The organism is Streptomyces broussonetiae, assembly GCF_009796285.1.
GTDB lineage: Bacteria > Actinomycetota > Actinomycetes > Streptomycetales > Streptomycetaceae > Streptomyces > Streptomyces broussonetiae.
Genome location: NZ_CP047020.1, coordinates 237,466 through 261,325 on the forward strand (window position 1 = coordinate 237,466; position 23,860 = coordinate 261,325).

Genomic DNA, 23,860 nt, shown 5'->3' on the forward strand with positions numbered 1-23,860 from the left:
CTCCTTCGGTGGACTACTGCGACTGCTGCGCTACGACCGTGACCGGCGCCTGGGCGGCCTGCAGGCGCGCCTGGGCGCGGGCGGGATAGACCTTCGTGAAGACGGCGGGGCCGACGAGGCCGATGACATGGGCGGCGATGCCCACCCAGGCAGGGGCATCCGCCGCGTCCGCGACGGCCAGGCTGACGCCGATGAACGTGAAGCCGGTGCCCCACGCGCTGGTGATGTGGTTGTTGACGCGGAGGAACTCCGGCATGTCCCAGAACTCACGCGGCGTCTGGCGCTTGGCGATGCCCAGCGTGAAGGGGCGGCGGATCGCCAGCGTCCCCCAAGCCGTGGCGGCCAGCCAGGCGAAGGAGAGGACGTCGGTGTGGTGCGACAGGGACGAGTGCGGCCGTGCGACGGCGACGGCGCCGACCAACACGAAGTACACGATGGTGCTGGCCTCCAGGATCAGCGCGTCGAGGTCGACCCCGCGACGGCGGTCCTGGAGCAGGAGCAGCAGCCCCGAGGCGAACCCGCTGACCGCACCCCAACGCCAGTCGACGAAGCCCGACACGAAGCCGGCGACGATCCAGGGGATGAATCCGCGCAGATAACCCATTGAGCCTTCCTTGGTGAGCCGAAACGAAAGTGGCCAACGCGGACTGGATGCGGGGCGGGCAGGAAAGTTCGAATCCCGACATGTGAGGGCCGTCACACATAGACGCCTGGGTTCTCACCGCTGTGAAGACGCGATGGCCGGCGTCCCACGGGTGCGGGACGCCGGCCATCGACGGGGTTCAGTGGGCGGCGGCCGTGTGCAGGGCCTTCGCGTACAGGATCTTCCAGAGCCTTCCGGCGCCCGGCATCACGAAGAAGACGAGGAGCGCGATGGAGGCCAGGGTGAAGGGGAATGAGCGTACCCACTGGTTCCAGTTCGCGAAACGGTCGCCGATGGTCAGGGAGTACAGCCGGTCCGAGGAGTAGATGGTGACCAGCAAGGTGAGGAACTCGGCCCAGTGAGGCATGGTCGGCGTGCGGAAGATGTGCTTCATGACGGTCTCCTCTCTCAGCCGAAGTGGCGGATGCGGGCTGCGGTCGCGTAGGGCAGCCAGTTGCTGGTCGTTCCAGTGGTGACGAATTCGGCGACGGCGGTTGCGAATTCGAGCCCGAGGGTGCGCTGGGCGTCGCCGGCGCCGGCGAGGACGGGGCTGCCGGGGTAGGCGTCGAAGGTGTTGAAGAGGAAGGGCAGTTCGGCACAGTGGGTGGCGCCCAGGGCGTACGGGTCCTCGGCGGGGGCGTAGTCGAACTGGTAGACGTAGGTGGTGTTGCCGCCGGCCGCGTGATGGTCGGCGATCTCCAGCGAGCCGTCGCGGAAGAGGCCGTCGGTCTGCACCGAGATGAAGATCTGCGCCGGTGTCGCCTGCGGGAGGCGGGCGGCGTGCTGCTGGTAGACGTCCAGGGCGGTGTGTCGGCCGACCTGGGCGGTGAGGACGTCCAGGGCGGTTTCGGTGGTGAGGTTCTGGATGCGGGGGTCGAAGGCGAAGAAGGCCGTCGCTTCGTCGCGGGTGGTGCCGATCAGCAGGGTCTTGCCCTCCAAAGCGCCGTCACTGAGCGCCTGTTGCCGGGTGCGGGGCATGCCGGGGGCACCGAGGACCGGGTACATCGGCGGAGCCGCGTTACCCGGAGCCGCGAGCTGGACGGAGAGGCGGCCGTAGGCGTCCAGCAGCTGCTCGGCCGGCAGGGCACGCAGGGCCTTCGCGGCATCAGCGCCGACTGGGATGTCCAGCAGGCGCAGGTAGGCGTCGGCGTTCTCGGCGGCCTGGTGCGGATCCTGTGGGTTCAGGCCGAAGGGGCCGCTCTGCAGCAGCACCCGGGTGATGGACCCGCTCGTCTCGGGGTCGAGCGCAAGCGACAGGGCCGAGTACGCTCCGGCGGACTGCCCGCCGACGGTGACCGCGCGCGGGTCGCCGCCGAAGGAGGCGATGTTGTTCTGCACCCAGCGCAGCACGGCGGCCTGGTCCTGGGGGCCGAGGTTGGCTGCGCCGATCTGCGGCAGGTAGAGATAACCCAGCGGTCCCACCCGGTAGTTGGCAGTAACGACCACGATGTCGCCCCTGCGGCGAGACGGCCGCCGTCGTACCAGTCCCAGCCGCCGGAGCCGCTGGTGAAGCCGCCGCCGTGCCACCAGAGCAGGACGGGTCGGGCCGCACCGTCCGCCAGCGCCCGGCGTGGAATGAAGACGTTGACGGTCAGGCTGCCGTCCTCGTTCCAGTCCGGCACGCGCTGCCCCTGCACCTTCTCCAGCCGGGAGGCCGCCTGCGGAACGGAGGGGCCGGCCTTGGCCGCGTCCCGCACGTCCGTCCAGCCCGGGTGCGGCTGCGGCGGCGCGAACCGCAGCTCGCCGACCGGCGACGCGGCGTAAGGGATTCCCCGGAAGGAGACCGCCTCGCCCTCCCCAACTCCCCTGACCTTGCCCCGGTCGGTGTCCACCACCGTGTGCTCGATGCCGGTCATCGCGCTCACCTGCTCTCTCGTCTCGGTTGCTCTGAGACGTTTCTAAGCCGAGGCGAGAATCTGAGCCAGAAATGACCATCTGGATCGAGGAAAAAGGACATATGATCTAGATCTATGGAGGGAGTGCGCCATCTGTTGAACGAAAAGGACAGTCGGATCGCCGCCGCGATGCTGGCCTCTCCGCGTGCCTCGTGGCGCACGGTCGGCCGAGTCCTGGGCCTCTCGGAGCGCACTGTCGTACGCCGGGCGGCACCGCTGTTCGGCGACGGGACGCTGCGGGCCACGGCCGTACGCAACCCTGTGCACTTCCCCGAGCTGATTCCGCTGGCCCTGCGCATCCGCTGCCGGCCCAACCGGATCAGCGCCATCGCCGCCACCCTCGCCCGCCGGCCCGACACCATCTGGGTCGACGTCCTCGGCGGCGGCGACGAGATCTGCACCGTCCTGTTCCTGGACGGACCGGACGCCCGCAACAACCTGCTGCTGCGCGACCTGCCCGCCACCCCCGCGGTCCAGTCCTGGACCTCGCACGTCCTCCTGCGGGTCTTCCCGGCCGCCTTCGACTGGAGCGGCGGCCTGCTGACACAGACCGAACTGACCAGCCTGCGGCCCGACCTGTCCGCGGCACCTACCCACCCCGTCCTCCAGCCCCTCGACCACCAGCTGATCACCGCACTGATCGAGGACGGCCGAGCCTCCTACACCGACCTCGCCCGCCGCGCCAACACCACCGCCCTGACCGCTCGCCGCCGGGTAGAGGCACTGGTGGGCGGCCAGGTCCTCAGACTCGCGACCGAAGTCGATCTCGCCCGGCTGGGCATCCGGACCGAGGCCCTTCTGTGGATCACCGTCGCACCTGGCGGACTGGAGGAGACGGGCCAGCAGCTCAGCCGCCACCCACAGGTCCGCTTCGCCTCCGCCACCACCGGCTCGGCCAACCTCCTTGTGGCCGTCGCGGCAACCGACCTCGACGCGCTCTACCACTTCCTGAGCGAGACCATCGGCGCCCTCGAACACATCACCACCCTTGAGGTCACCCCCATCCTGACCGGGGTGAAGAGGACCGGCCTGGTCCGCCCGGGCAGCCTCTGAGCCGATCACAGGTTCCGGGTAGGCAGGACCTCACGTCCGTTCGGCTGCGGACAACGGACAAGAACAAGCCCTGTCAAGCACGAAACCGATCACCCCGCCCTCACTGATCAGCGCCTGATCCGGATCATGCGGTGGCCGGGATGCCGAGTTCGGCGAGCAGGACGCGCGATCGCCTCACAGGCTGCCGGGTCGGACCAGACCGGTCCGTTTGACCCCGGACAGGATGGGTGTGACCTCGATGGTGGAAATGTGTGAGGGCGCCGATGATGTCGCTCATGAAGTGGTAGAGCGCGTTGAGGTCGGCTGCGGCGACGGCACACGGGGACGCTGGCCGGGCCGGTGGTGGCGGAGGCGAAGCGGACCTGTGGGTGGCGGCTGAGCTGTTGTCCGGTCTCCTCCAGTCCGCCAGGTGCGACGGTGATCCACAGCAGGGCTTCGGTGCGGACGCCCAGCCGCGAGGGCAAATCGGTCGAGCTCCCGACCCGACTCACTTCGGGGCCTACGAGCCTTGCTCTGTGAGTGTGACCTTCCGGCCCGCGCGCGCCGCCTCTCGGATCCGCTCCAGCATGCGGTGTCGCCGGACGGCGTGCCGGAAGTCGGGAACGCCCTCCTCATCTGGCGCAAGGTTCCCGGTGATCTGGTCGCGCAGAAGCGCGTACTCGTGGGCGACGTTGCAGGCGGGCTCGGTGGATCGCTCGGTCCATTGCGTCAGCGACCGCTGATAGCGGGCGGGAACCGCTAGCTCGGCCAACGTGCCGTCCTCTCCCCGGGCTCCGCTGAGCCGCAGCCCCCCGTACCACCACTGAGCCTGGTCGGCCTTGACGACGAGATCGCCGTCCGTGCCGTTGATCTCCCAGTGAAACGCGGTGGCGCGTGAGGTCCCACCGCGGATGTGCATTGCGGCTACGGCCCCCGACTCCAGCACCCCGGTGACGGCGATCTGGTCCTCTGCAGTCTTGGCCGCGACCGCCCCGCTCGTGACGTGGGTGACCTCCGGGCGCAGGTTTTCGATGAGAGCCGACACCTCACGGAACTCCCCGAGCACCATGGTCAGCGCGTCGACCGAGTGCCCGAAGGGGATCGACAGCAGCGTGGCGCCGCTGGTGACGTCCAGCACGTACGCATAGTTGTCGTCGTAGGTGGCGCCGCCGATCCAGCCCGACCCGAGCATGCTGGTCGACAGCACCCGCCCCACGTAGCCGTCGGCGACCAGGTCCCGCAGATACCGCAGTGGCGGAGCCGACCGGGCCTGCAGGCCGACGGCCGTGAGCACACTCCTGCGATGCGCGAGGCCGGCCAACTCCTCGGCCTGCGCGAGGTCGGCACCGAGCGGCCACTCGCTGAACACCATCTTTCCCGCTTCCAGCGCGGGACGGATGAGCTCCAGGTGATGCGGAACCTTCACCGTCACCACCACGAGATCGACTTCCTCACTGCGGGCCAGCTCCTCCGCGCTGCCGTAGGCCAGCGGCACCGCATACTTCTCGCCGGCCGCACGCGCGGATTCGGCGCTGCTGGCGCTCAGCGCCCGCAACTCGTATCCATCGAGCCCGGCCAGTGCCGGCACATGGGCAGCGGCCGCCCACCCGCCGCTCGCGCTCAGACCCACGACACCGACGCGGATCGGCTCCCGATGAGGGGAAGTGGACGTCATGTGCGCCCCGGCGTTCGCGGTCATCTGCTCTCTCATCTCAAAGCGGCCCATAGCCATGGAGGACACGGTCTGAGCAACACGGTCAGTTACACGTCGATCGGCTTGCCGTTCGTTACAGCGGAACCTCACTCGGCGAGCTCGCTCCGCCGCGCCCTGCCCAGCGGCACGTCGGTGCCTCCGAACCGGCCGAGGAACAACCGAACGAACGACCGGCGCTGCTCTACTTCGCGTCCTGGGGCGAGGCGGTTCATCGCGTCTGCGGCGACGGGGCCAGCTCGATGGGAAGGTGCCGGGGGCCCCGCAACACGGCGCTGTTCCGGTAGGGAGGAGGGTCTTCGACCAGAGTTGCGGTGGTGAGATGGGGAAGGAGTGCTACCAGGGCGATCTGGGCTTCGACCCGGGCGAGGGGTGCGCCGTAGCAGATGTGGATGCCGCTGCCGAATCCGAGGTGCTGGTTGTCCCGGCGGGTGGGGTCGAACCGGTCGGGATCGCGGAATCGCTTGGGGTCACGGTTGCCCGAGGCCAACACGAGTAGCACGGGTACGCCCTTGGGGATGGTCGTGCCGGCGACGTCGACGTGGGTGAGGGGAATACGCTCCAGCAAGTGGACGGGGGGCTCGTAGCGCAGCAGTTCCTCCACTGCGCCAGGAAGCAGGTCGGGTTCATGGCGCAGGCGCGCCAGCTGGTCGGGGTGGCGCAGCAGGGTGAGGACGCCGTTGGTGATCAGATTGACCGTGGTCTCGTGTCCAGCGACGAGCAGCAGCACGGCGGTGGCCGCCAGTTCCTCGCGGGTGAGCCCTCCGCTCGGGTCCGGGTCGTTGACGAACGCGGACAGCATGTCGTCACCCGGGCGGCCGCGGCGCTGCTCGGCGAGGTCCACCAGGTAGCGGCCCATCTGCGCCCGGGCCTGGTTGCCGGCCCGTTGGCTCGTGCCGAGGTCCTCACCGGGCCGGATGTCGCCGGAGTCGATGATGGCGTTGGACCACTCGCGGAAGGTCGGCTCGTCTTCGCGCGGTACACCAAGGAGTCGGCAGATGACGGAGACGGGCAGGGGATAGGCGAAGTCGTCGACGACGTCGACTCGCGTACGGCCCTGGAGCGACTCGATCAGTTCGTCGGTGATCCGGGTGATCTCGTCTCGCATCGCGTCGATCCGACCCGGACTGTGCGGGGGACCGAACGGCCGTGTGGCCAGACTGCGCAGCCTGCGGTGTTCGGGGTCATCGAGCCGGATGAAAGGGCGGGGCTCTTCCTCATCCGCAGGCAGGCCGCTGTACGTGCCGGCGCGGTTGCGGCGGTCCGAGCTGAGCCGTGGGTTGTGGAACAGGGCGACAATGTCGTAGTACCCGCCAACCAGGTAGCTGCCGTCCGTCTGCCGCGCCACGCCCGCCTCGCGGAGTTCCGCGTACAGCGGGTACGGGTCGGGGCGGTTGGCGTAGTCGGTGATCCGCTCCAGCAGGGTGTCGACAGCCATCGACGGGCTCCTCGTGACAGGGAAGAACGGAAGGGTCAGCCGGCGGCCCGGACCACGGTCAGCCGGCGGTCCGGCAGGTGACCGGTCAGCGCGACGGTGGGGCCGTGGGACAGCCCCCTTGGATCCGGCACGTCGGAGGGAAGCGCGAATTCGGTCACCAGCGGATGGCCGTCGGCCGCGCCGGGCGCGGGCGGGAACGGGGCGGCGGCCTCGATCAGGCCCTGGTAGTACTCCAGCCACTTGGCCATGTTGACGGTGACGGCGGCAGTGATGCGGCCCCGGTAACCGTAGACCGCCACCAGACGGCGTTCACTGAGCGAGCCCTGGGCAATGACCACCTGGTCGGAGTAGGTAGGGACACCCACGGACTTGATGTTGACCCCGAACTGACTCGACCAGAAGACCGGAACCGCGAGGTGGGGACGCCGCGGCGGCCCGGAACTGATCATGTTGTGGGCCGCCACCTCGGCCTGCGCGACCGCGTTGCCCCAGTGCTCCAAGGAGAGCATCTGGTAGTCGAAGAGCGGATGGGGGAAGCGGGAGACGTCACCCGCCACGAACACGTCGTCGGTGACGATCCCGTACATGTCGAAGGCGCGGCACCCCGCGTCACAGGCGACCCCGTGCGGGCCCGCCGCCAGCCCGGAATCCGCCAGCCACTCGACGTTGCGGACCGCACCCATGGCGATGACGCACACGTCCGCGTCGATGTGGCTGCCGTCGGAGAGATCGGCTCCGGTGAACCGCCCGCCGTCGTTCCCGCACAGCGCGGTGACCGTCACTCCGCAGCGCAGGTCCACGCCGTGGGCCCGCTGCAGGCCGGCCGCGAACCTCGCCAGCGTGCCGCCGAGGGCGCCCACCAGCGGTGCGGTACCACGTTCTGCAACCGTGACCTCGATGCCCCGCTCCCGGCAGGCCGAGGCGATCTCCGAACCGGTGAAGCCAGCGCCGATGACCAGCACCCGGCGCGGCCCGGCGGCCAGCCGCTCGGCCAGGCACCCGGCGTCGTCACGCGTTCGCAGGGTGAAGACTCCGTCCAGGGCAGCCTGCTCCGGTCGGGGCCAGGGGCGCGCCCGGGTTCCGGTGGCGATCAGCAGCCGGTCGTAGGGCAGGGACTCGCCGTCGGCCAGCAGGACCTGACGGCCGACCGGGTCGAGCCCCGTGGCACGCACTCCGAGGCGCCAGTCGGCGTCCGGGTCGCGGCGCATCGGCAGCCCGGTAGTGTCCGCCGCCGACATGCCGAGCAAAACCTGCTTGGACAGCGGCGGTCTGTCGTAGGGCGGGTGGGGCTCGTCCCCGACCACGGCCAGGGAGCCGGTGAAGCCCCTCTCGCGCAGTGCCTCAGCGGCCCGCAACCCGGCCAGCGACGCGCCGACGATGACGATGGGGCCCTCCCGAAGGTCACCGGGCCCGGGCACCGGCGGTCACCGCCTCACCCACGAGGATCGCCTGGACCGGGCACGCTGCAGCGGCCTGGCGCACGCGCTCCAGCTGCTCGTCCGGGACTTCCTGGCGGTACAGCAGCGCTTCCTCGCCATGCAGCTCGAACATCTCCGGTGCGAGAAACACGCACTGCGCATACGCCTGGCAGCGGGTGAGGTCCACGACGATCCGCATCCCAGGCCTCTCCCTCCGTCGCCTCGAGCCCTCTGTCTCTTTTTAGGCTCCGGAACGCGCCAGGTGCCAGCCCGGCTACTCCGTCGGGGCCGGATCCAGCGGGCAAGGTGTTCGAGAACGCGCAGGCGGGCCGGAATGAGGCTGCGATCGGGCACCAGGAACGGAGGCGCTGCGAAAGGGATGAGTGTGGGGATCACCGGCGCCGACCCGACCGCAGGTACACGATCACACAGAGCTCTACCATCACGTCAGCCTCGCCCAGACGGGCCCTGACCGCACGCCGATGAATGCAGACCGACAGTGGCCGGCACGGCCACCGGATGCTTTGGGAAGCGGTCATCGTCTCGCCTGCTGCTGCCGTAACTACACCGCGTCAACCGCTCACGCCAGGATCAGAAACAGCTTCTTTGCAGGTCGAGGCAGACATCGTGGGCATGGGCGTCGGGTTTGGCATATCCATCGCGGCCCAGCCCAAAGTCATCCGATCGCGAGCTGTCCGCCGCGTGCCTCGAGAACCGCGCCGGTGATGTAGCTGGCGCGGGACGAAACAAGGAACACAACCGCTTCCGCGATTTCCTCCGGGTCTGCGACCCGCCCCAGTACGGTGGTTCGCCCGATCGCCTGGAGGGTTTCACCTCCCATCTCCTCCGTCCCGGGGGTATGGACAGGGCCCGGAGCCACGGCGTTCACGCGGACGCCCTGGGCGCCGAACTCGTCAGCCCATACTCGTGTGAGAAGTTCGAGTGCAGCTTTGGAGGCCCCGTAAGCGCCCGATTCCCGCACCGGCGTGGTCGCCGCCGCTGTACTCACATTCACGATGACGCCACGCCCCCGCTCAGCCATTCCCGGAGCGAGGGCACCGACCAGGAGCATCGGCGCGCGTGAGTTGACGGCCATCTGACCGTCGAACATCTCGGCGGTGGTGTCCGGCGTACTGGCGAACCGGTAGATACCGGCGTTGTTGATCAGAACGTCCACCTCGCCTGCTTCAGCGGCAAGACGCAGGACGTCTTCAGAGCTACTCAGATCCGCAGCAACGAACCGAGCCTTCCCGCCCGCGGCAGCGATCTCTTTGACGGTCTCCGCACCCCGCTGCTCGTCCCGCCCGTGGACGATGACCGAGGCCCCCAACGCTGCCAGGCGCAGGGCCACGGCCCGGCCGATGCCGGCGGTAGCGCCGGTGACAAGAGCGGTGGATCCGTCCAGTTCTGCAGCCATGAAAAGCTCCTCCAAGCCGAGAGGAACGACATGCTGTCGGTTGTTCCTCGTGTAACTGATGATCCTGATGGTTCATGCCATGGCGACGACGGACCCACGCCGGACAGATCGTTGATCATGGTCCAGCCCGGGGCCGTGGCCCACGCGGTCTTGGGAGGCCGGCGAGCTCGCCTTCGCTGATCACGTCCGCGGGCGACTGGTACGCGCCGTACTGCCGCCGGGGGGTGGAGGCGCCACCCCCGTTGTCCGGCGTGCCAATGCCCCGGCCCTGACGGTGACGCAGACTTCCGGGTACCCGGCCGGCGAGCGTGACGGCCCCGCTCGGGCGCCTGGCGCGGCTGCTCGACGTCCCGCCGGAACTCGCCCATAGCAGTCCGGCATACGGCTCTCGCGCGACGGCCATGGGGCCGGGCGGCCTGTGTGCGCACCAGGCACTCGGTGCGGCTGTGAGCCTCGCTGCACGTCCGCAGACGTCGGCGGTGCATCGGGCACGTGTCCCGTGACCGTGGGGCTTCAGCTTGCCAGTGGTAAGTGGAGGAGGAGTGCGCTGTGTGCTGCGGCCAGGGGGTGTCGGTGGTGGGGGCGCCGGTGCGGATGAAGCCGAGCCAGGCGGTGCACACACGGCGGCCGAGGGACTCGATGTCCTGCGGGCGGGCGCCGGCGAGCATCGGGGCGTCGGCCCAGTCGGCGTCGGCGCCGAAGAGGAAGCGCAGTTCGATGCAGTGGGCGGCGCCGAAGACGGAGTCGGGGGCGGCGGCGCCGAACCGGTAGGCCCATACGCGGGCGCCCGCCTCACTGAGCTGGACGGCCGGCTTACGGGAGGGACGGGCGAAGGCGAACTCCCTCGCGGCGTGTTCCACGCCGTCGGCGGCGAGCGCGGAGCCCGGGACGGGACCTCGCGCACCCGGCGCGGCACCGGGTTCACGGCGTTGAAGGCGGCCATCTCCCGTTCGGTGATGCCGATGGTGATGCCGATGGTGATGCCGATGGTGACGTCCAGGCCGGGTTCCCGGCGGGTGAGAACGTCGGTCCAAGCCGCGCCGTCCGGGAGCGGGCCGACGCCCCCGACCGGCACGAACGGTGGACGGAGTTGAGCCCGAGCCTGCCGGCGGCCTCTCGGGCGACGGCGCTCTGGGCGCCCAGGGTGTCCGACACCGGGGCACCGTGCGGATTCGTGCCGAGCCGGGAGAGGAAACGCTCGGCGGCGCGCTTGGCGTAGTCGGCCTCGCCGAGGCTCAGCCCTGCCGAGGTGCTGTTCACGATGGCACCGTGGAACAGGCCCTCGGTCCCGGGCATGCCCAACAGGCCCTGCACGCTGTGGGCGCTCGCGGGCCGGCCGGCCAGGGTGACATGGCCGGTGTGCCCCGCCGAACGAGGCGATGCCGTCCCGCACCCACCGCAGCGCCGCCAGCTGGTCGGAGACGCCGAGGTTGCCCTCGGGGATCCCCGGGGAGCGCAGACAGCCGAAAGCGCCGAGCCGGTAGTCGACCGAGACGACGATCACGGCGTCCGACCGACTGGTCGGGCGATCCGATCGGCGGTTCGAACCTCCTGCAGACCCACAGACATCCGAGCTTCGTAGGAAGTCAAGTAGCAGCAGGTCCGACTGTCGTCGCGAGGGCTGGGAACGCCTTCGCCGGGTCGAAGTTCTGGCCGGTGGCCAGGCAGTGATGCAGGCAGCCGAGGAGGCGGTTGAACAGGTTCCTCATAGCGGCGGTGTGTCGGTCTCCCCGGGCTCTGCGCCGGTCGTAGTGCTCTTTGACCTGTGGTGAGGGCAGTGCTCCAAAGATCCAGACGTAGCCCGCGGCGGCCAGCCTCTGGTTCTTCACTCGCCGATGGTGCACGGCGTGACTCTTGCCACTGGCGACAGTGACCGGGGCGGCTCCGGCGTATGCCTTCAAGGCGCGTGCGTCGCGGAACCGGGAGCGGTCGTCGCCGATCTCACCGAGGACGCGGGCACCGGTCAGCGGGCCGATGCCGGGGAAGCTGCTGATGATCTCGTTGTCCGGGTGCTGAGCAAACGCGTCGGCCGCGGAGGCCGCGAGGTCGTCCGCAGCCCGGCAGGCCGCGTCAAGCTGGAGTACGAGAGCAGCGGTCTGACGCCCTATCGCCTCTTCCACCAGCGGGAGTTGATGGAGGTAGTCGCTGGTGAACACGGTCTTCAGACGGTCAGTCCAGGCATCAATGTTGCGCTGCCGCCCAGACTTGCGCAGCAGTGACCGCAGCTGGGTGCGGGTCAGCCGCGCGGCCGTCGCCGGGTCCGGCGCCGCGGAGAGCACGGCCCGTGCTTCCCGGGAGTCCAAGCCGACGCTCCGGGCCTGGAAGGCGACCAGTGCAGCCGGGAAGTACTGCTTGAGGTGGGAGCGGAGCTGGTTGTTCAACTGGGCCCGGTTCCAGACCGCGTCCTGCTGGGCACGGGCGAGAACGGAAATGGCCTGCGCCAGCTCGGAATCCGCCGGCAGCGGCCGGTGGACGTCGGCATCTGTGCGCAAGATGTTGGCCAGCGCCATGGCGTCGGCATGGTCGGACTTTGCCCGGGCGACACGGTGACGCTCGCGGTAGCGGGCGACCGCCATCGGGTTGATCGAGTACACCTTGCGGCCGGTGGCGCGAAGGCAAGCGAACAGCAGACCGCGGGCGGTCTCGACCGCGACGGGGATGGGCTCCTGTGGGCTGTCTCCCGCCTCGGCCAGCATGCCGAGCAGCTGGCGGTAGCCCTCCGCATCGTCGTTGATGCGACGCTTGGCGACGAGCTGTCCGGCCTCGTCCACCAAGGCCACGTCGTGATGGCTCTCTGCCCAGTCGATTCCGCAGGTGATTGCCAACTCTGGCCCTTTCTCCCGGAGTTTGCCCAACGTGTGAGCCTGTGCGGGGTCACGCAGCGACCTAATAGGAGGGCTCGGCGGCCCGACATCCGATGAGCTGTTCGTGGCCCCAGCTGGCCGCACGCTCCCGGTCTTCGGAGAGAGCTCTGGGGCTCGCGTGTTGAGGAGCGGGTGGTCGTACGGACGGCTCGGGTCACGATCATGAATGCCCTGGTGGAGGCGATCGATACTCACTCGCAAGAGTGCACGGCGACGGAGCCCTCTGCCTGTGGAAAGGAGTCAGGGCTCCGGGTATTGAGTAGGGGTCATCCGGCGCCGTGCACTGCTATTAGGTGTTGAGGTACCCACGGGGACTCGAGCGAGGCCCCCGACTACGGGTCCGCCGACAGTGACATGGGCGAGCCCGCGCTCAGCGACCTGGGCGACCGGGTGGGCCCGACCGCGACAGTCATTCAGTCAGTGCGTCGCGGTGACAGGAAGCCAGGACTTCCTGCGGGCAGACGTCCGGCCTGCCGGCCAGCAACTGCGGGCCCTCGGCGCGGAGGATGGCCGCCCTTTGAGCGTGGCCCGAGCCAGTGGTACCCGATGTACCGGGACCACTGGCTTCTCGGCCCTACCATGTGCGTGGTTGTAGCGTGGCGGTGCGGTCAGAGCCGACCTGCCACGAAGTCGGCCACCTGGGTGCCGAGTTGCTGGCCCGCATGGTTGTCGAGGGAGGTGTGCTGGCCGGACCAGATCCGGCTGAGCCACGCTTCGGTGGCGGCGTCCTGGAAGCCGGTGAAGGTTCGAGTGACGCCCTTCGAGGTCACCGCGAAATGATGCCGCGCCCCGTAGAGTCCGGCGAGCGTCGTTGCCGCAGCCTGGCTGAGAGCGCCGTGAGCGCCCGGATAGGACGGATCCGGTGCGGTCGGCAGCAGAGGGGTCCAGCTGGGATCGCCGACGATGCCCGGGTTGTAGTGCGTACCGCCGAGCCGGATGGCCGTCACGGGCCGCCAGACGTGGTAGACATACTTGGCGTCGTACATCGCGATCGCGGTGTCGGCGAGGGACAGGTCGAGCCGGGCGAAGACCTTCACCGCCTTCTCCAGGTTCGCGTTCTGGGAGGTGACAAGGCCCTGCGCGACCTGGTTCCAGACGTTCCAGACGGGCGCCGCCGCCCAGAACTTCGCGGCTGCCGTCTGATCGGAAGTGCGGGTGGTGCTGGTCTTGCTCCCCAGGCTCTTGACCTCGTTCAAGGCGGTGGCGTACGCGGCGCTGCTCACGGCCGGCGGCGGTGCCGGGCGGAACTGCCGTCCGTCGGCCAGTACGAACGGCTTGACCGAGCCCCAGTCGGTGAACACCGGTGTCGGGAAATTGGGAGGGGTGGGCCGGTAGTCACCGGCTTTGTCGCCGGGGCTGAACCGCGGTGGCCTGGCTGAGGATCCGTCATTGGACCGCAGGGTGACCAGCCGGCGGGCGACCTCCGCTCCCACACCAATGCCCGCCTGCTTGCCCGGGCCGCCCGGAATCGCGGACAACTGGCCGCTCAGCCGCTGGTCCACGCCCGCGCGCTCGGCCGGGTAAAGGGCGACCAGCACATCGTGGGCTGCCTGGTCCGCTGCGGCATCCGCACGAGCGCCTCCTGGCGCCGACACCGAGAACACGTAGGCGGGGCCGGACCGGGTGATCGATACCACCGCGTCGTACTCGGCAGCCTGCAGAAGCGCGAAGCTGCGCGTGGGTTGGACGGTGGACGGCTGCGCCTTCGGATTGCTGAGGATGGTGACGAGCTCGCGGTTCCACTCCACGACCGACATCCCTGCCCCCGTCGCGGCGGTGCGCAGGGCCGGCGAGTGAGCGGTGGTGGACCCGAAGGCCGGGCCGGCGAGTCCGGCTGCCAGCGCGGCTCCGGCAAGTATGGCGAGTGTCTTCTGCTTTCCACCCATGTTCTGTAGCTCCTTGTCGCTGGTGGCGGGCTGTGACAACTGGCGGTCATGCGCGTGGCTCATCTGGGTCGGCCACGCGAGCGTGATGGTGTCGGAGTGGTGCGGGCCGGCAGCCGGGTCGAGATGGCGGCCGTCGTGGAGGACGAGTTGCTCGGCGGGTTCCGCGGCAGCTGCGACGGGGCCGGGGTCGTCCAGGGCCCTCCGGTCCATGAGGGCCTTCCGGCGTAGCAGCCAGACGCGTTCGGCTCCGGGGGCCAGCACTTGGTGCATCTCGCGGCGCAGATCTGGCGCCTGCGTATATGCCTCGTGCGGGGGCGGGGTGTCGATGCCCTTGCCGCTGTTCGGGGTGACGTCCATGCTCACACCTCCGCCGGTACGCAGGGGCCGGCGCCGCAGCGTTGACACAGCATCGTGTCGTCGTGGGGGCCGCCGCGATCGAGTGCCGATGGGCGGGCCGCGGACCGCATGGGCACCTGCGCCGGGCCCGGGCAGCCGTCGATGGGACACGGCTTGTGGGTCGCGAAGGACCACTCGGCGGGGGTGTCGGGTGGCCTTTCGCCGCGGCCGCCCCCTGTGGTCCGTCGCTGTGCTGCGGCGCCGGCCCCGGCAGGGGGTCGCAGCTCCTGCGGAGCGTCCGGCCCGGTCATGGCGAGCACCTCAGGCAGGCGCGGACTTCGCGGCCGCTGCGTGTCTGGCGAATCTCGGTCGACTGGGCAAGGAACTCGACGATGCCGGTGCCACGGCCGTGTTCGTCGGAGGCGATGCCGGGGCGATGACGCTCCACGGCCGCGCCGGAGTCGGTGACCACGATGTGCAGAGTTTCGTGATCGAGGGCGAGCAGCAGGGTCATGCGCTCATGGCCGTACTGGGCAGCGTTGGCGGCGAGTTCGTCGACGATGAGAATGGCGGAGTCCCGCTCACCCGCGGGCACACTCCAGGTCTCCAGCAAATCGGCTGCGAAGTGACGAGCGGCGGAGACGTGCGCCTCCTGCGCCGGCAGGGTGAGCAGTGCATGGCGGCGGCAGGGCCGGCCGAGCAGTGAAGTCGGGCTGGGGGAATCGGTCACGAACATGGTCTTCTGGCTCTTCTGTCGATGTGCGGAGACCGGAACGGGTGACCGCAAGCAATTCGGGGGTGGTCGGTAGGCCGGATCCTGATCCTGCGTGGGCGCGCTCAATCAGTTCCACGGACGACACATGCCGGATGGTTCGAGCCATTTGCCTTTTTTGTTCCGATTCTTGCGAGTCATGTCAATGTCGGCGCCTGTCTGGGCTCAGCTGCCTCTGTCCAGAGCTGGCTGTTGTGCGGCCGGACTGGGCACCGGCAGTGCGGTCCCCTCGCCCGTGGTCTTCCGGACGACCCCGTGGAAGCGTCGCGCCGTAGACCGGGACGGACGCGCCTACATTCCGGCTGGATCGCGGTCCTCCGCGTGCAGACGTGATGGATCCTCTTCACCGGGTTGTACGGACTTCGGGAAAAAGAAGAGTCGTGCGCGCCCCGTCGGCCCCGCATGCATGAAGTCAGCTGCGGACTGGGCCGGTTCGACGGAGCGGGGGCGAGAGTGACCAGGGCCCGGAAACCGTCGGCGCGTCGCGGGAAGGGCCAGGGTGTCGGTTTTCGCCTCCTCCGGCGGAAGCGGAGATGTATGCCGCCGCACCCCTTTCGCACAGCCGTGCCCCACCGTGTACGCGGCCGGCACCCGCGGGGCCCGGCGCGGGATGGCCGACCGGCCCCTGCGGAGGTCGCGTGACGGAAGCAGTCCAGAGCCCCACGACTGAGCTGCAGAACTGCCCCGGTACCGACACAGCCGCCCGAGACAGGTCGTGCAGGGGAAGCAGCCGCCGCAGCTGACCGGCCCCGCGATGTGTGGCACCACCGCGGACAGATCGATCGGATGGCTGCTTCAACCCACCCCTCGACCCTCGACCTGCTGGTCGCGTACCCGGATAGCCTTCACCTTGATCAACCTGGCCGGGGTGATCCTTCCCGGCTTGCGGCGGCCGACTCGACCATCAGCCGCCTCCGCGTGCTGGCTGCCGCTCAGCCCCTCGGTCATACAGGTGCCGGTGGCGGCCTCCGAGGCCGCCACACTCATCGGCCGCGAGCCCTTGGCGGACGGTCCCGCCGATCCCGGAGCTACGCGGTGCGGCGGGATCGAGGGGCTACGGTGATCACGAGCATGCCCGTACAGCCGGTGTCACGGGCAGAAACCTCTTCCACGGCCATCAGCTGGACGTCCTGTGCGCGCCCCTCCAGCTTGGTCCACCGGTCTTGAGGCGGCCCGGTTCTTGTCGAATGTCCGGGGTCCCTCGCCGCGGAGCGCCCGGCCTTTCGAAGGCGACGTCGTCTTGGCCTCTTGTGCCACCAATCCTCACGCCCTGCTGCTGCCGTCATGTCACTGGGCGACCGGCCGCCCAGTGACATGACCGCCATGGTCTGGCCTCACGCTCGGATGGTGACCAGCTTCTGACCGTTACCTGCGAGGATCTCGAAGTGCTCGATGGCTCCCGGAGCCATGGCGACCGCTCCTGGGATCGTGGTGCCGGGAGGGTACCCGCCTGCCCGCCAGGTAGCGCCGTCCGTCCTGGCCCCGCCGGGCCCGACCGCCTGCAGCCGACAGGTGATTCCGGCGGGTGCCCCTCCTGCGGAAATCTGCAGAACACTGCCCCAGGCAGAGGGCGAGACCTTCACCGAGGCGGAGACGCCGGTGGTGGGATCGCTCCCGGAGAAGGTGCGCCAGACGGTCGGCGCGGTCGGCCCGGGCGGCCTCGCCTGACTGCCCACGGATCCGATGGCCGCCAGCCATGTGCCACCGGCCGCTGCCGCGATGAACGTCAGCGAGACCGCAGCGCCGGCCAGTTGCAGACGCCAAGACCTGCGGCGCCTGGCCGCAGCCTGCTGGAGCAGCCTCTCCAGCACACCCCCCTCTGGGGTCTTCGACACAGCGGGCGCGGCGGGCCGTTCGGGGAGCGGGGAGCCCTGCGCGCTTTCGGCTGCCCGTACCATCAGTCGGTCGGTCAAATCCGTTTCGGCCGCCGGCACCGTCTGGCCCGAGGCTTCGGCTTCGGTCACCGTCGCCAGCAGCGCAGGCAATCCCGCCAGCTGGGCGTGTTCGGCCCGGCATTCGGTGCATGCCGCGAGGTGGATGCGCACCTGTTCCATTTCCGCCGAGGGCAGCGTGCCCAAGACGTAACCTCCCAGCGTCAGCCGGAGGGCGTCATGCTCCGGACTCATGGTCGCCGCCTCCTGCCCGCCACGGTCATGGCTCGATCCCCCGTTCCTGCAGCGCCAGCCGTAGGGCGTGCAGGGCGTAGTACGTCCGCGACTTCACTGTGCCCAGCGGGACGCCCAGCACCTGTGCGGCCTCCGCCATGGTCCGGCCCCGGTAGTAGGTCTCCAGCAGGACGGCGCGGTGGTCCGGGGACAGTGACCGGACGGCTTCGGCAACCGCCCAGCTCTGCAGTGCCTGCTCGATCTCGTCCTTGCCCGGCTTCTGCTCGGCGGCTCGCTCCAGCACATCGCCGCCGGCCTCGGCCGGCCTGGACTGCCGGGCCCGGTGGGCGTCGATGACCAGGTGTCGAGCGACCGTACACAGCCATGCCCGCGCCGGGCCGCGTGCGGGGTCGAACGCGGCGGGATGCTGCCACGCTCGCAGCAGTGTCTCCTGCACCACGTCCTCTGCCCATTGCCAGTCTCCTGAGGTCAGTCGCAGCACGTAGTGGAACAGGGCTCCTGAGTGCTCCGCGTACAGCGTGCGCAGCAGTTCCTCATCCGCGGTCGAAAGGGTCCCTCTATCAGAGACACGGTGCGCGGAGCGATCCGGATCGGTCCTTGAACCACGTTTTCGGGAACTCCGGGGCATACCACGATCATCAGGTATATGCGCCGCTTTGTCCTGCACGAACAGCTCGGCACGGGTCACGCACTGTGAGTGCTGCAGGTGGTACGCCCTTGCGGCGTTACGACCTCGCCATGGTCAAGCATGCGCGGGTCCGGACCGACTGAACTGCAGCGATCCCATGAAGTCCCACAAAAGGTGCGTATCAATCGAACCGCTGCAGCCATGCCGTCCGTGGAGGCGAACAAGAACCGGCTTGCGCAACTCCTCATCGCTTCCCCTGCGGCAAGGGATGGAACAGGGGTGACCGAAATGCACCACGCGACGCACGCGCTCTCGCCCGGCCCGGCTCCCCCACCCCCGTGCATCGAAGCCGGTGCCCCTCTGCAGCCCCGACCGATGTCCAGCACACACCACGCCGATGGCGCTACGCACAGTGATCGGCGGCTGTGCGGCGACCGGGGCAGAACTCCATCCGGGCCAGTGTGTCCATCACCCGTGGGCGCCGCCGACCTGCCCCGAGTCGCTCGCGGCTGCCTGCTCGGGCGAACTGCCGCGTGCCGCCTTCACCCTCGTGGCGCGGCAGGGCGGATGCGCAGCGCGGAGCACCTCGAGGCGGGCAGCCGGCACGGGGGGCACTCAGGCTCACTCGCCGGGTCCGTGAGGGACGCGTGCCCGTGAACGCGGCATCCACCACATCCCTGCGGTTGCGTGCGCCCGAGCCGGCGCGGTTCCCGTCTCCGCCTGATCAGTGAGGAACGCACACCATGTACGTGAACCTTCGCCCACCAACTCGGCGATCCCGTGCTGCGGCCGGGCTGGCCGTCGCCACCATCGCCACCGCCGGTGCGCTGGGGCTCCTCAGCTCATGCGGCCCGTCGTCGCATCCCTCGTCCTCCGGAGCCGGCGCCATCACGCCCGGTCCGGGTCAGCACCAGACCCCCGGGATGCCCGGTGCCACGGGGTCGGGGAAAGCGGCAGGCTCCGCTCCCGGCGCCTCCCCGATGCCCAGCATGAGCATGCCCATGAGCACCTCGAGCACGGGCGCGGCGGCCGCGCCGATGACCGGGAATGCCGTCGCGATCAAGAACTTCGCATTCTCTCCGGCCACGCTGCAGGTCAAAGCGGGCACGACGGTGACCTGGACCAACCAGGACACCGACGCCCACACCGTCACCAGCGCCGCATCGGGTGGCCCCCTGCACTCGGCCGCCCTGGCCACCCACGCCACCTACAGCTACACGTTCACCAAGCCCGGCAGCTACGCCTACATCTGCACCATCCATCCGTTCATGACCGCCACCGTGGAGGTGACCCAATGACCGACTACTACGACCGTCACGACGGAGCACCGGCCGACGACGCCGGCCAGCCCGACACGGAACACGGTATGACTCGGCGTCAACTCATGCGTCACGCCGGATGGTTCGGCGGCGCGGTGGTGCTGACCGTGGCCAGCGGAGAGGTGATCAGCCACATCGCGGACTCCCGGGACACCAACGCCGGGGCTGCCGCCGAGGCCGTCGCAGCGGGAAGCGGCACGCTGCGGTTCGTCCAGGTCTCCGACAGCCATATCGGGTTCCAGGGCCCGGCGAACACGGACGTGGCCGGCTCATTCACCGAAGCGATCAACCAGGTCAACTCACTCGGATTCAGACCGGAATTCGTCATGCACAGCGGCGACCTGACCCACCTGTCCACGGCCGGGCAGTTCGACCAGGTCAAGCAGATGATGACCGGAATGCAGACAGACCGCGTCTTCACCGTACCGGGCGAACACGACTCCATCGGCGATGCAGGCCGCGCCTACCGGCGGACCTTCGGCATGGGCACGCTCGGTGACGGCTGGTACAGCTTCGACACCCACGGCGTGCACTTCATCGCCCTGGTCAACACCCTGAGCCTGGAGAAACTCGGCCACCTCGGCAACGCGCAGATCGACTTCGTACGCAAAGACCTGGCGGGACTGCCATCGGACACCCCTATCGTGGTCTTCAGCCACATCCCGCTGTTCGCCATGTACCCGAAGTGGGGCTGGAGCACCGACGACGCCCTCAAAGTCATCGCCCTCCTGCGCCGCTTCTCCTCCGTCACCTGTCTCAACGGGCACGTCCACCAACTGTTCACCAAGACAGAGGGCAACATCACCTTCCACTCCGCCACCACCACCGCCTACCCCCTGCCCAAACCGGGCCGCGCCCCCGCCCCCACGCCCCAGGTCGTCCCCGCCCGGCAACTCAAGGACGCACTCGGCATCCGCAGCGTCGGCTACCGCCAAGGCGACCGCGAACTGGCCATCAAGGACCAGAGGCTGGCATGAACACCCAAAAATTCCTCGTCCCCACCCTGCGGGCGGCGACCGCCGCAACCCTCGCCGCCGGCGGATACATCCACGCCCAGCTCTACATCGACGGGTACCGCTTCATCCACATCATCGGCCCCCTGTTCCTGCTCCAGGCCAGCGCATCCTTCGCCCTCGCTGCCCTGCTGCTGATCGGGACACCACCCCCGCTGCTGAGGATCTCCGAGGCAGGCGTCGCGCTCGGCGCCCTCGGCGGCTTCACCGCTTCGCGCACCGTTGGCGTGTTCGGATTCACCGAGCGCGGTCTGCAACCGGCACCACAAGCCGTCCTCAGCCTCCTCGCCGAAACCGGAACGCTGCTGCTCCTCGCCATCTGGCAAGTGAGCGCGACCAGACAGCGCCGCGCTGCCCGACCGCCCGTCAGTACACCCATTCGGAACCGATCCATCACCCGTACACCACTCAACTGAACCACCACCACGACGGGTCACATCGGGACTGTAAATCGTTCGGCGAACTCCACGGCCTCGGCCTCATCAACGTCGTCCGCAGCGACCGAGGCGCCGCCAAGCTACGCAAGCGGTTCCCGAACGTTCGGAGCCGATCTCGATGCACGCGTCGAAGCTGCTGCACAAATGGCTGACGCTGCAGGGCAAGAACATCGGCCGGTGGCTGTCCGAGGTCTCCGCCGAGAGGCAGGCATCCGACGTCGCCGCCGCGAAGCTGATCGCGCTGACGTTCAAGGACCAGTTCAAAGTGGCCGCCACGTACGGCCTCGGCGCACTGACCGACGCCGTCGAACACGCAGTAGGGCCCGGCAAGGTCGGCACCGTCCTCGTCCGCCCTTGGTAGCTGCTTCGGATGGGACACCCCGGGCCCACGGCGCCCATCTGCCGAGCGGTGACGGGCTCGCGTCCGTGTCACGGGCTACGCGCCCCGCTGCCACCGAGCGTATCGGCTCATCGGGCTCCGGTTGCGCCCCGGCGACGTGCACCGCACGCTGCTCGTATGGACCGCCCCCCGGAAGGCAGTTTGCTTCCCATACTGGTGACGGGCGCGGCGGGTAGCGTCGGCGCCGTCGGCCGAACCGTGGTCGAAATTCTCCGGCAACGGGACCTGCCCGTGCGGGCCATGGTGCGTCGCGACGACGAACGGGCGGAGGCGCTGCGTGCGACGGGTGCCGAGGTCGTCGTCGGAGACCTCACGCGTGCGGGCGATGTGGCTGACGCCCTGTCCGGTTGCGGGCGGATGTACTTCGGCATGGGCGTATCGGCGCAGTATCTGGAGGCTGCCATGACGGTGGCGGCCGTCGCGCGTGCGTACGGGCGCCTGGAAGCGTTCGTGAACATGTCGCAGCTGACCGTCTCCGAGATGGACCTCACCAGCACCTCCGAGTCTGTGCAGCAGCGGCACCACTGGCTGGTGGAGCAGGTCCTCGGCTGGTCAGGCCTGCCCGTCGTCCAGATCAGGCCCACCGTGTTCATGGAGAACCCGCTGTTCCGTGTCGGCTTCTCCTCGATCGCGAAGGACGGAAGCATCAGACTGCCCTTCGGCCAGGCGAAAACCTCCCCCGTGGCAGCCGGGGACGTCGCCGCGGTCGTGGCAGAGATCCTGGCCGATCCGGCCCCGCACACCGGCCGCGTCTATGAGCTGACCGGCCCCCGCTCGGAGGACATCTCCGCCATGGCGGAGGAGGTTTCCACAGCTCTGGGCCAGCCGGTCAGTTACACCGACGTCGGCCTGCAGGAATGGATCGACGACGACCTCAGACCGCTGGGGCTGCCGGACCACGTCTTCCAGCACATCTCCACCATGGCTCGCCTTCACGCGGAGAACCGATACGACCGCAGGGCGGACGGCGTCGAGCAGGTCATCGGACGGCCTCCGACCGGGGTCACTGAATACGTCCGTGAGAACCCCGGCCTGCTCAGTCCCTGAAGCCGAGTCCTCGCGGCGCGGGTCGCGTAGATGTCAGAGGACGCTTCCGCGAAGTCGTACAGATACTGGGCAGCTGGGGCGGTCACGACGGAGCCCTCGGCGCGTGGCCGCCACCGCTCCACGCCGCCATGGGCTTCGAGGGCATCCGAGACCAGGTCGCTCATTGTCTTCTGCTGTCCCAGTGAGCCGGGTGCCGTCCAATACCACCTCACGCACGTCCACTCGAAGCTCCGCATCTACTCCCGCAGCGAACTGGTTGGGTCAAATCCCTCGCCCTGTTGGCGCTTTCAGCGCGACATGCCCGTAGGCACGCTGGGCCCTGACGAACGTGGAGGAGTCGGCGGCTCGGGGCACCGTGTGAGTCACCTCTCCGGCTCCGACCAGAAGTCGGGCGGGACGATACCGACGGAGCGGCCGTGGGGGTCCAGGAGGCGCCCCATCAGCTTGTCCTGGCGAAGGGCGATGACGCGGTCGACGATGTCGAGGCTCGGGTGGGCGGTGGCGAGCTGGGTCTCCAGGCGCAGGACGTCGCTGACGGAGTGCAGGCTGGCCTGGAGGATGAGGTTGTGAGGGCCGCTGACGGCGGCGCAGTTACGGGTCTCGGGCAGGCGGACGAGGGCGTGGCCGATCTCGGGGAGATCGGCGGGCGGGACTCTGGCCCAGAGGGTGGCCGCGACGGGCCAGCCGCCGAGGGGGCGGGCGAAGTCGCAGCGGAACCGCAGCAGGCCGCGTCGGGTGAGCTGTTCGGTGCGGCGTTTTGCGGTGTTGAGGCTGACGCCGAGGTCGCTCGCCAGAGTCTGATAGGGCGCGCGGCCGTCGTGGGCGATCCGGGTGATGAGGGCGCGGTCGAAGGGCGTGATCTCGCCCGGGGCGACAGGGGTCTGGGCCGGGGGCGGGCCGGTCAGCTGGGCACGCTGGGCGGGGTCCAGGGCGGCGATGCGCCACCGGCCGCCCTCGGTGAACATGTGGGTGACGATCCGGACTTCCACGGCGGTGATGCCGGGAAGGTGCGGGAGCAGGTCGAGGGTGTAGCGGGAGAGGGCCGGCAGGTCGCGGGTGGCGGCGATGGCGAGGATGTCGTGGCCGGCGGCCGCGCGCTCGATCGTGAGCATGTGGGGGTGGGCGCTCAGTGCCTGGGCGACCCCGGTGGTGGCGCCGGGAGCGCAGTCGATCACGACGAAGGCCACGCAGATCTGCTCGAACAGGCGTGGGCCGGGTGAGAATCCCACCCAGGCGGCGCCCTGCTCGGACAGGCGGCCGAAGCGGCGGGCGACGGTGACCGGGTCGACCTCCAGGGCACGCCCGAGCTCGGTCCATGAGGCCCGCGGCTGCAGCTGCAGGGCGTTGATCAGTGCCAGGTCGTCCTCTGTCAGCAGCGCTGGTGCATCATCCTGCATGGTCCTCTCCTGCGAGGCAGAATCCTGCGTTTGGCGGCTTTCACGCGTCACTCTCCCATTGTGGACTTCAGGGGCCCGCAC

Annotated in this window: 19 protein-coding genes and 3 pseudogenes; 6 read left to right on the forward strand and 16 right to left on the reverse strand. The window is 69.3% G+C overall.

The genetic code is table 11. From position 1 onward, the window contains the following. Nucleotides 1-13: 13 nt before the first annotated feature. The 3 genes and pseudogenes from GQF42_RS01175 to GQF42_RS01185 all read right to left on the reverse strand — a co-directional run bounded on the left by GQF42_RS01175 (nucleotide 14) and on the right by GQF42_RS01185 (nucleotide 2,499). A complete protein-coding gene (locus GQF42_RS01175) occupies nucleotides 14-604 on the reverse strand; it encodes a hypothetical protein (RefSeq protein WP_158916883.1) in 591 nt (196 codons plus the stop codon). 178 nt (nucleotides 605-782) lie between these two features. After that, nucleotides 783-1,037 carry a hypothetical protein gene (locus tag GQF42_RS01180; RefSeq protein ID WP_158916885.1) on the reverse strand — a complete coding sequence of 85 codons (255 nt, stop codon included), beginning with the start codon at nucleotides 1,035-1,037 and terminating at the stop codon, nucleotides 783-785. Nucleotides 1,038-1,051: 14 nt separating this feature from the next. Then, a pseudogene (locus GQF42_RS01185) lies at nucleotides 1,052-2,499 on the reverse strand (carboxylesterase/lipase family protein). Nucleotides 2,500-2,634: 135 nt separating this feature from the next. On the opposite strand from GQF42_RS01185, the gene GQF42_RS01195 reads away from it, so the two are divergent. Then, complete coding sequence (locus tag GQF42_RS01195) at nucleotides 2,635-3,591, forward strand: Lrp/AsnC family transcriptional regulator (RefSeq protein WP_325100278.1); 957 nt, start codon at nucleotides 2,635-2,637, stop codon at nucleotides 3,589-3,591. Between the two features lie 499 nt (nucleotides 3,592-4,090). Here GQF42_RS01195 and GQF42_RS01200 read toward each other — a convergent pair whose 3' ends face one another. From GQF42_RS01200 to GQF42_RS01255, 12 genes and pseudogenes are all read right to left on the reverse strand, one after another. Continuing rightward, on the reverse strand, nucleotides 4,091-5,269 hold the full coding sequence (locus GQF42_RS01200; RefSeq protein ID WP_233273165.1) for a Gfo/Idh/MocA family oxidoreductase: 1,179 nt from the start codon (nucleotides 5,267-5,269) through the stop codon (nucleotides 4,091-4,093). A gap of 223 nt (nucleotides 5,270-5,492) precedes the next feature. After that, nucleotides 5,493-6,719, reverse strand: a complete 1,227-nt coding sequence (locus GQF42_RS01205) for a cytochrome P450 (RefSeq protein WP_158916889.1) — start codon at nucleotides 6,717-6,719, stop codon at nucleotides 5,493-5,495. A gap of 35 nt (nucleotides 6,720-6,754) precedes the next feature. Continuing rightward, nucleotides 6,755-8,137 carry an NAD(P)/FAD-dependent oxidoreductase gene (locus GQF42_RS01210; protein WP_158916891.1) on the reverse strand — a complete coding sequence of 461 codons (1,383 nt, stop codon included), beginning with the start codon at nucleotides 8,135-8,137 and terminating at the stop codon, nucleotides 6,755-6,757. Next, nucleotides 8,121-8,336, reverse strand: coding sequence for a ferredoxin (locus tag GQF42_RS01215; protein WP_067051804.1), 216 nt, complete (start codon nucleotides 8,334-8,336; stop codon nucleotides 8,121-8,123). Before GQF42_RS01215 ends, GQF42_RS01210 begins: the two co-directional genes overlap by 17 nt. Before the next feature lie 477 nt (nucleotides 8,337-8,813). Continuing rightward, a complete protein-coding gene (locus GQF42_RS01220; RefSeq protein ID WP_158916893.1) occupies nucleotides 8,814-9,554 on the reverse strand; it encodes an SDR family NAD(P)-dependent oxidoreductase in 741 nt (246 codons plus the stop codon). Nucleotides 9,555-10,075: 521 nt separating this feature from the next. Beyond that, a pseudogene (locus GQF42_RS47495) lies at nucleotides 10,076-10,717 on the reverse strand (carboxylesterase family protein); the annotation flags it as partial. A gap of 212 nt (nucleotides 10,718-10,929) precedes the next feature. After that, a pseudogene (locus GQF42_RS47500) lies at nucleotides 10,930-11,058 on the reverse strand (carboxylesterase family protein); the annotation flags it as partial. 82 nt (nucleotides 11,059-11,140) lie between these two features. Then, nucleotides 11,141-12,379: an IS110 family RNA-guided transposase gene (locus GQF42_RS01235; protein WP_158916897.1), complete on the reverse strand. Its 1,239-nt coding sequence runs from the start codon at nucleotides 12,377-12,379 to the stop codon at nucleotides 11,141-11,143. Between the two features lie 647 nt (nucleotides 12,380-13,026). Next, nucleotides 13,027-14,661 carry a vanadium-dependent haloperoxidase gene (locus GQF42_RS44675; protein WP_233273166.1) on the reverse strand — a complete coding sequence of 545 codons (1,635 nt, stop codon included), beginning with the start codon at nucleotides 14,659-14,661 and terminating at the stop codon, nucleotides 13,027-13,029. Nucleotides 14,662-14,947: 286 nt separating this feature from the next. Next, complete coding sequence (locus GQF42_RS01245; protein WP_233273167.1) at nucleotides 14,948-15,376, reverse strand: ATP-binding protein; 429 nt, start codon at nucleotides 15,374-15,376, stop codon at nucleotides 14,948-14,950. Nucleotides 15,377-16,746: 1,370 nt separating this feature from the next. Continuing rightward, nucleotides 16,747-17,538 (reverse strand): anti-sigma factor family protein, encoded by a 792-nt coding sequence (locus GQF42_RS01250; protein WP_158916899.1) that lies wholly within the window; start codon nucleotides 17,536-17,538, stop codon nucleotides 16,747-16,749. Between the two features lie 25 nt (nucleotides 17,539-17,563). Then, nucleotides 17,564-18,166, reverse strand: a complete 603-nt coding sequence (locus GQF42_RS01255) for a sigma-70 family RNA polymerase sigma factor (protein ID WP_158916901.1) — start codon at nucleotides 18,164-18,166, stop codon at nucleotides 17,564-17,566. Nucleotides 18,167-19,167: 1,001 nt separating this feature from the next. Here GQF42_RS01255 and GQF42_RS01260 point away from each other — a divergent pair. From GQF42_RS01260 to GQF42_RS01280, 5 genes are all read left to right on the forward strand, one after another. Next, complete coding sequence (locus GQF42_RS01260) at nucleotides 19,168-19,464, forward strand: plastocyanin/azurin family copper-binding protein (RefSeq protein WP_158916903.1); 297 nt, start codon at nucleotides 19,168-19,170, stop codon at nucleotides 19,462-19,464. After that, on the forward strand, nucleotides 19,461-20,462 hold the full coding sequence (locus GQF42_RS01265; RefSeq protein WP_158916905.1) for a metallophosphoesterase family protein: 1,002 nt from the start codon (nucleotides 19,461-19,463) through the stop codon (nucleotides 20,460-20,462). The genes GQF42_RS01260 and GQF42_RS01265 overlap by 4 nt, the downstream gene beginning before the upstream one ends. Further along, nucleotides 20,459-20,914, forward strand: coding sequence for a hypothetical protein (locus tag GQF42_RS01270; RefSeq protein ID WP_158916907.1), 456 nt, complete (start codon nucleotides 20,459-20,461; stop codon nucleotides 20,912-20,914). The genes GQF42_RS01265 and GQF42_RS01270 overlap by 4 nt, the downstream gene beginning before the upstream one ends. Before the next feature lie 139 nt (nucleotides 20,915-21,053). Then, on the forward strand, nucleotides 21,054-21,296 hold the full coding sequence (locus GQF42_RS01275; protein WP_233273169.1) for an MDR/zinc-dependent alcohol dehydrogenase-like family protein: 243 nt from the start codon (nucleotides 21,054-21,056) through the stop codon (nucleotides 21,294-21,296). A gap of 156 nt (nucleotides 21,297-21,452) precedes the next feature. Next, nucleotides 21,453-22,382: an NAD(P)H-binding protein gene (locus GQF42_RS01280; RefSeq protein ID WP_158916909.1), complete on the forward strand. Its 930-nt coding sequence runs from the start codon at nucleotides 21,453-21,455 to the stop codon at nucleotides 22,380-22,382. A gap of 362 nt (nucleotides 22,383-22,744) precedes the next feature. On the opposite strand, the gene GQF42_RS01285 is transcribed toward GQF42_RS01280, so the two are convergent. After that, nucleotides 22,745-23,779 carry an Lrp/AsnC family transcriptional regulator gene (locus tag GQF42_RS01285; RefSeq protein ID WP_067051817.1) on the reverse strand — a complete coding sequence of 345 codons (1,035 nt, stop codon included), beginning with the start codon at nucleotides 23,777-23,779 and terminating at the stop codon, nucleotides 22,745-22,747. Nucleotides 23,780-23,860 lie beyond the last annotated feature (81 nt).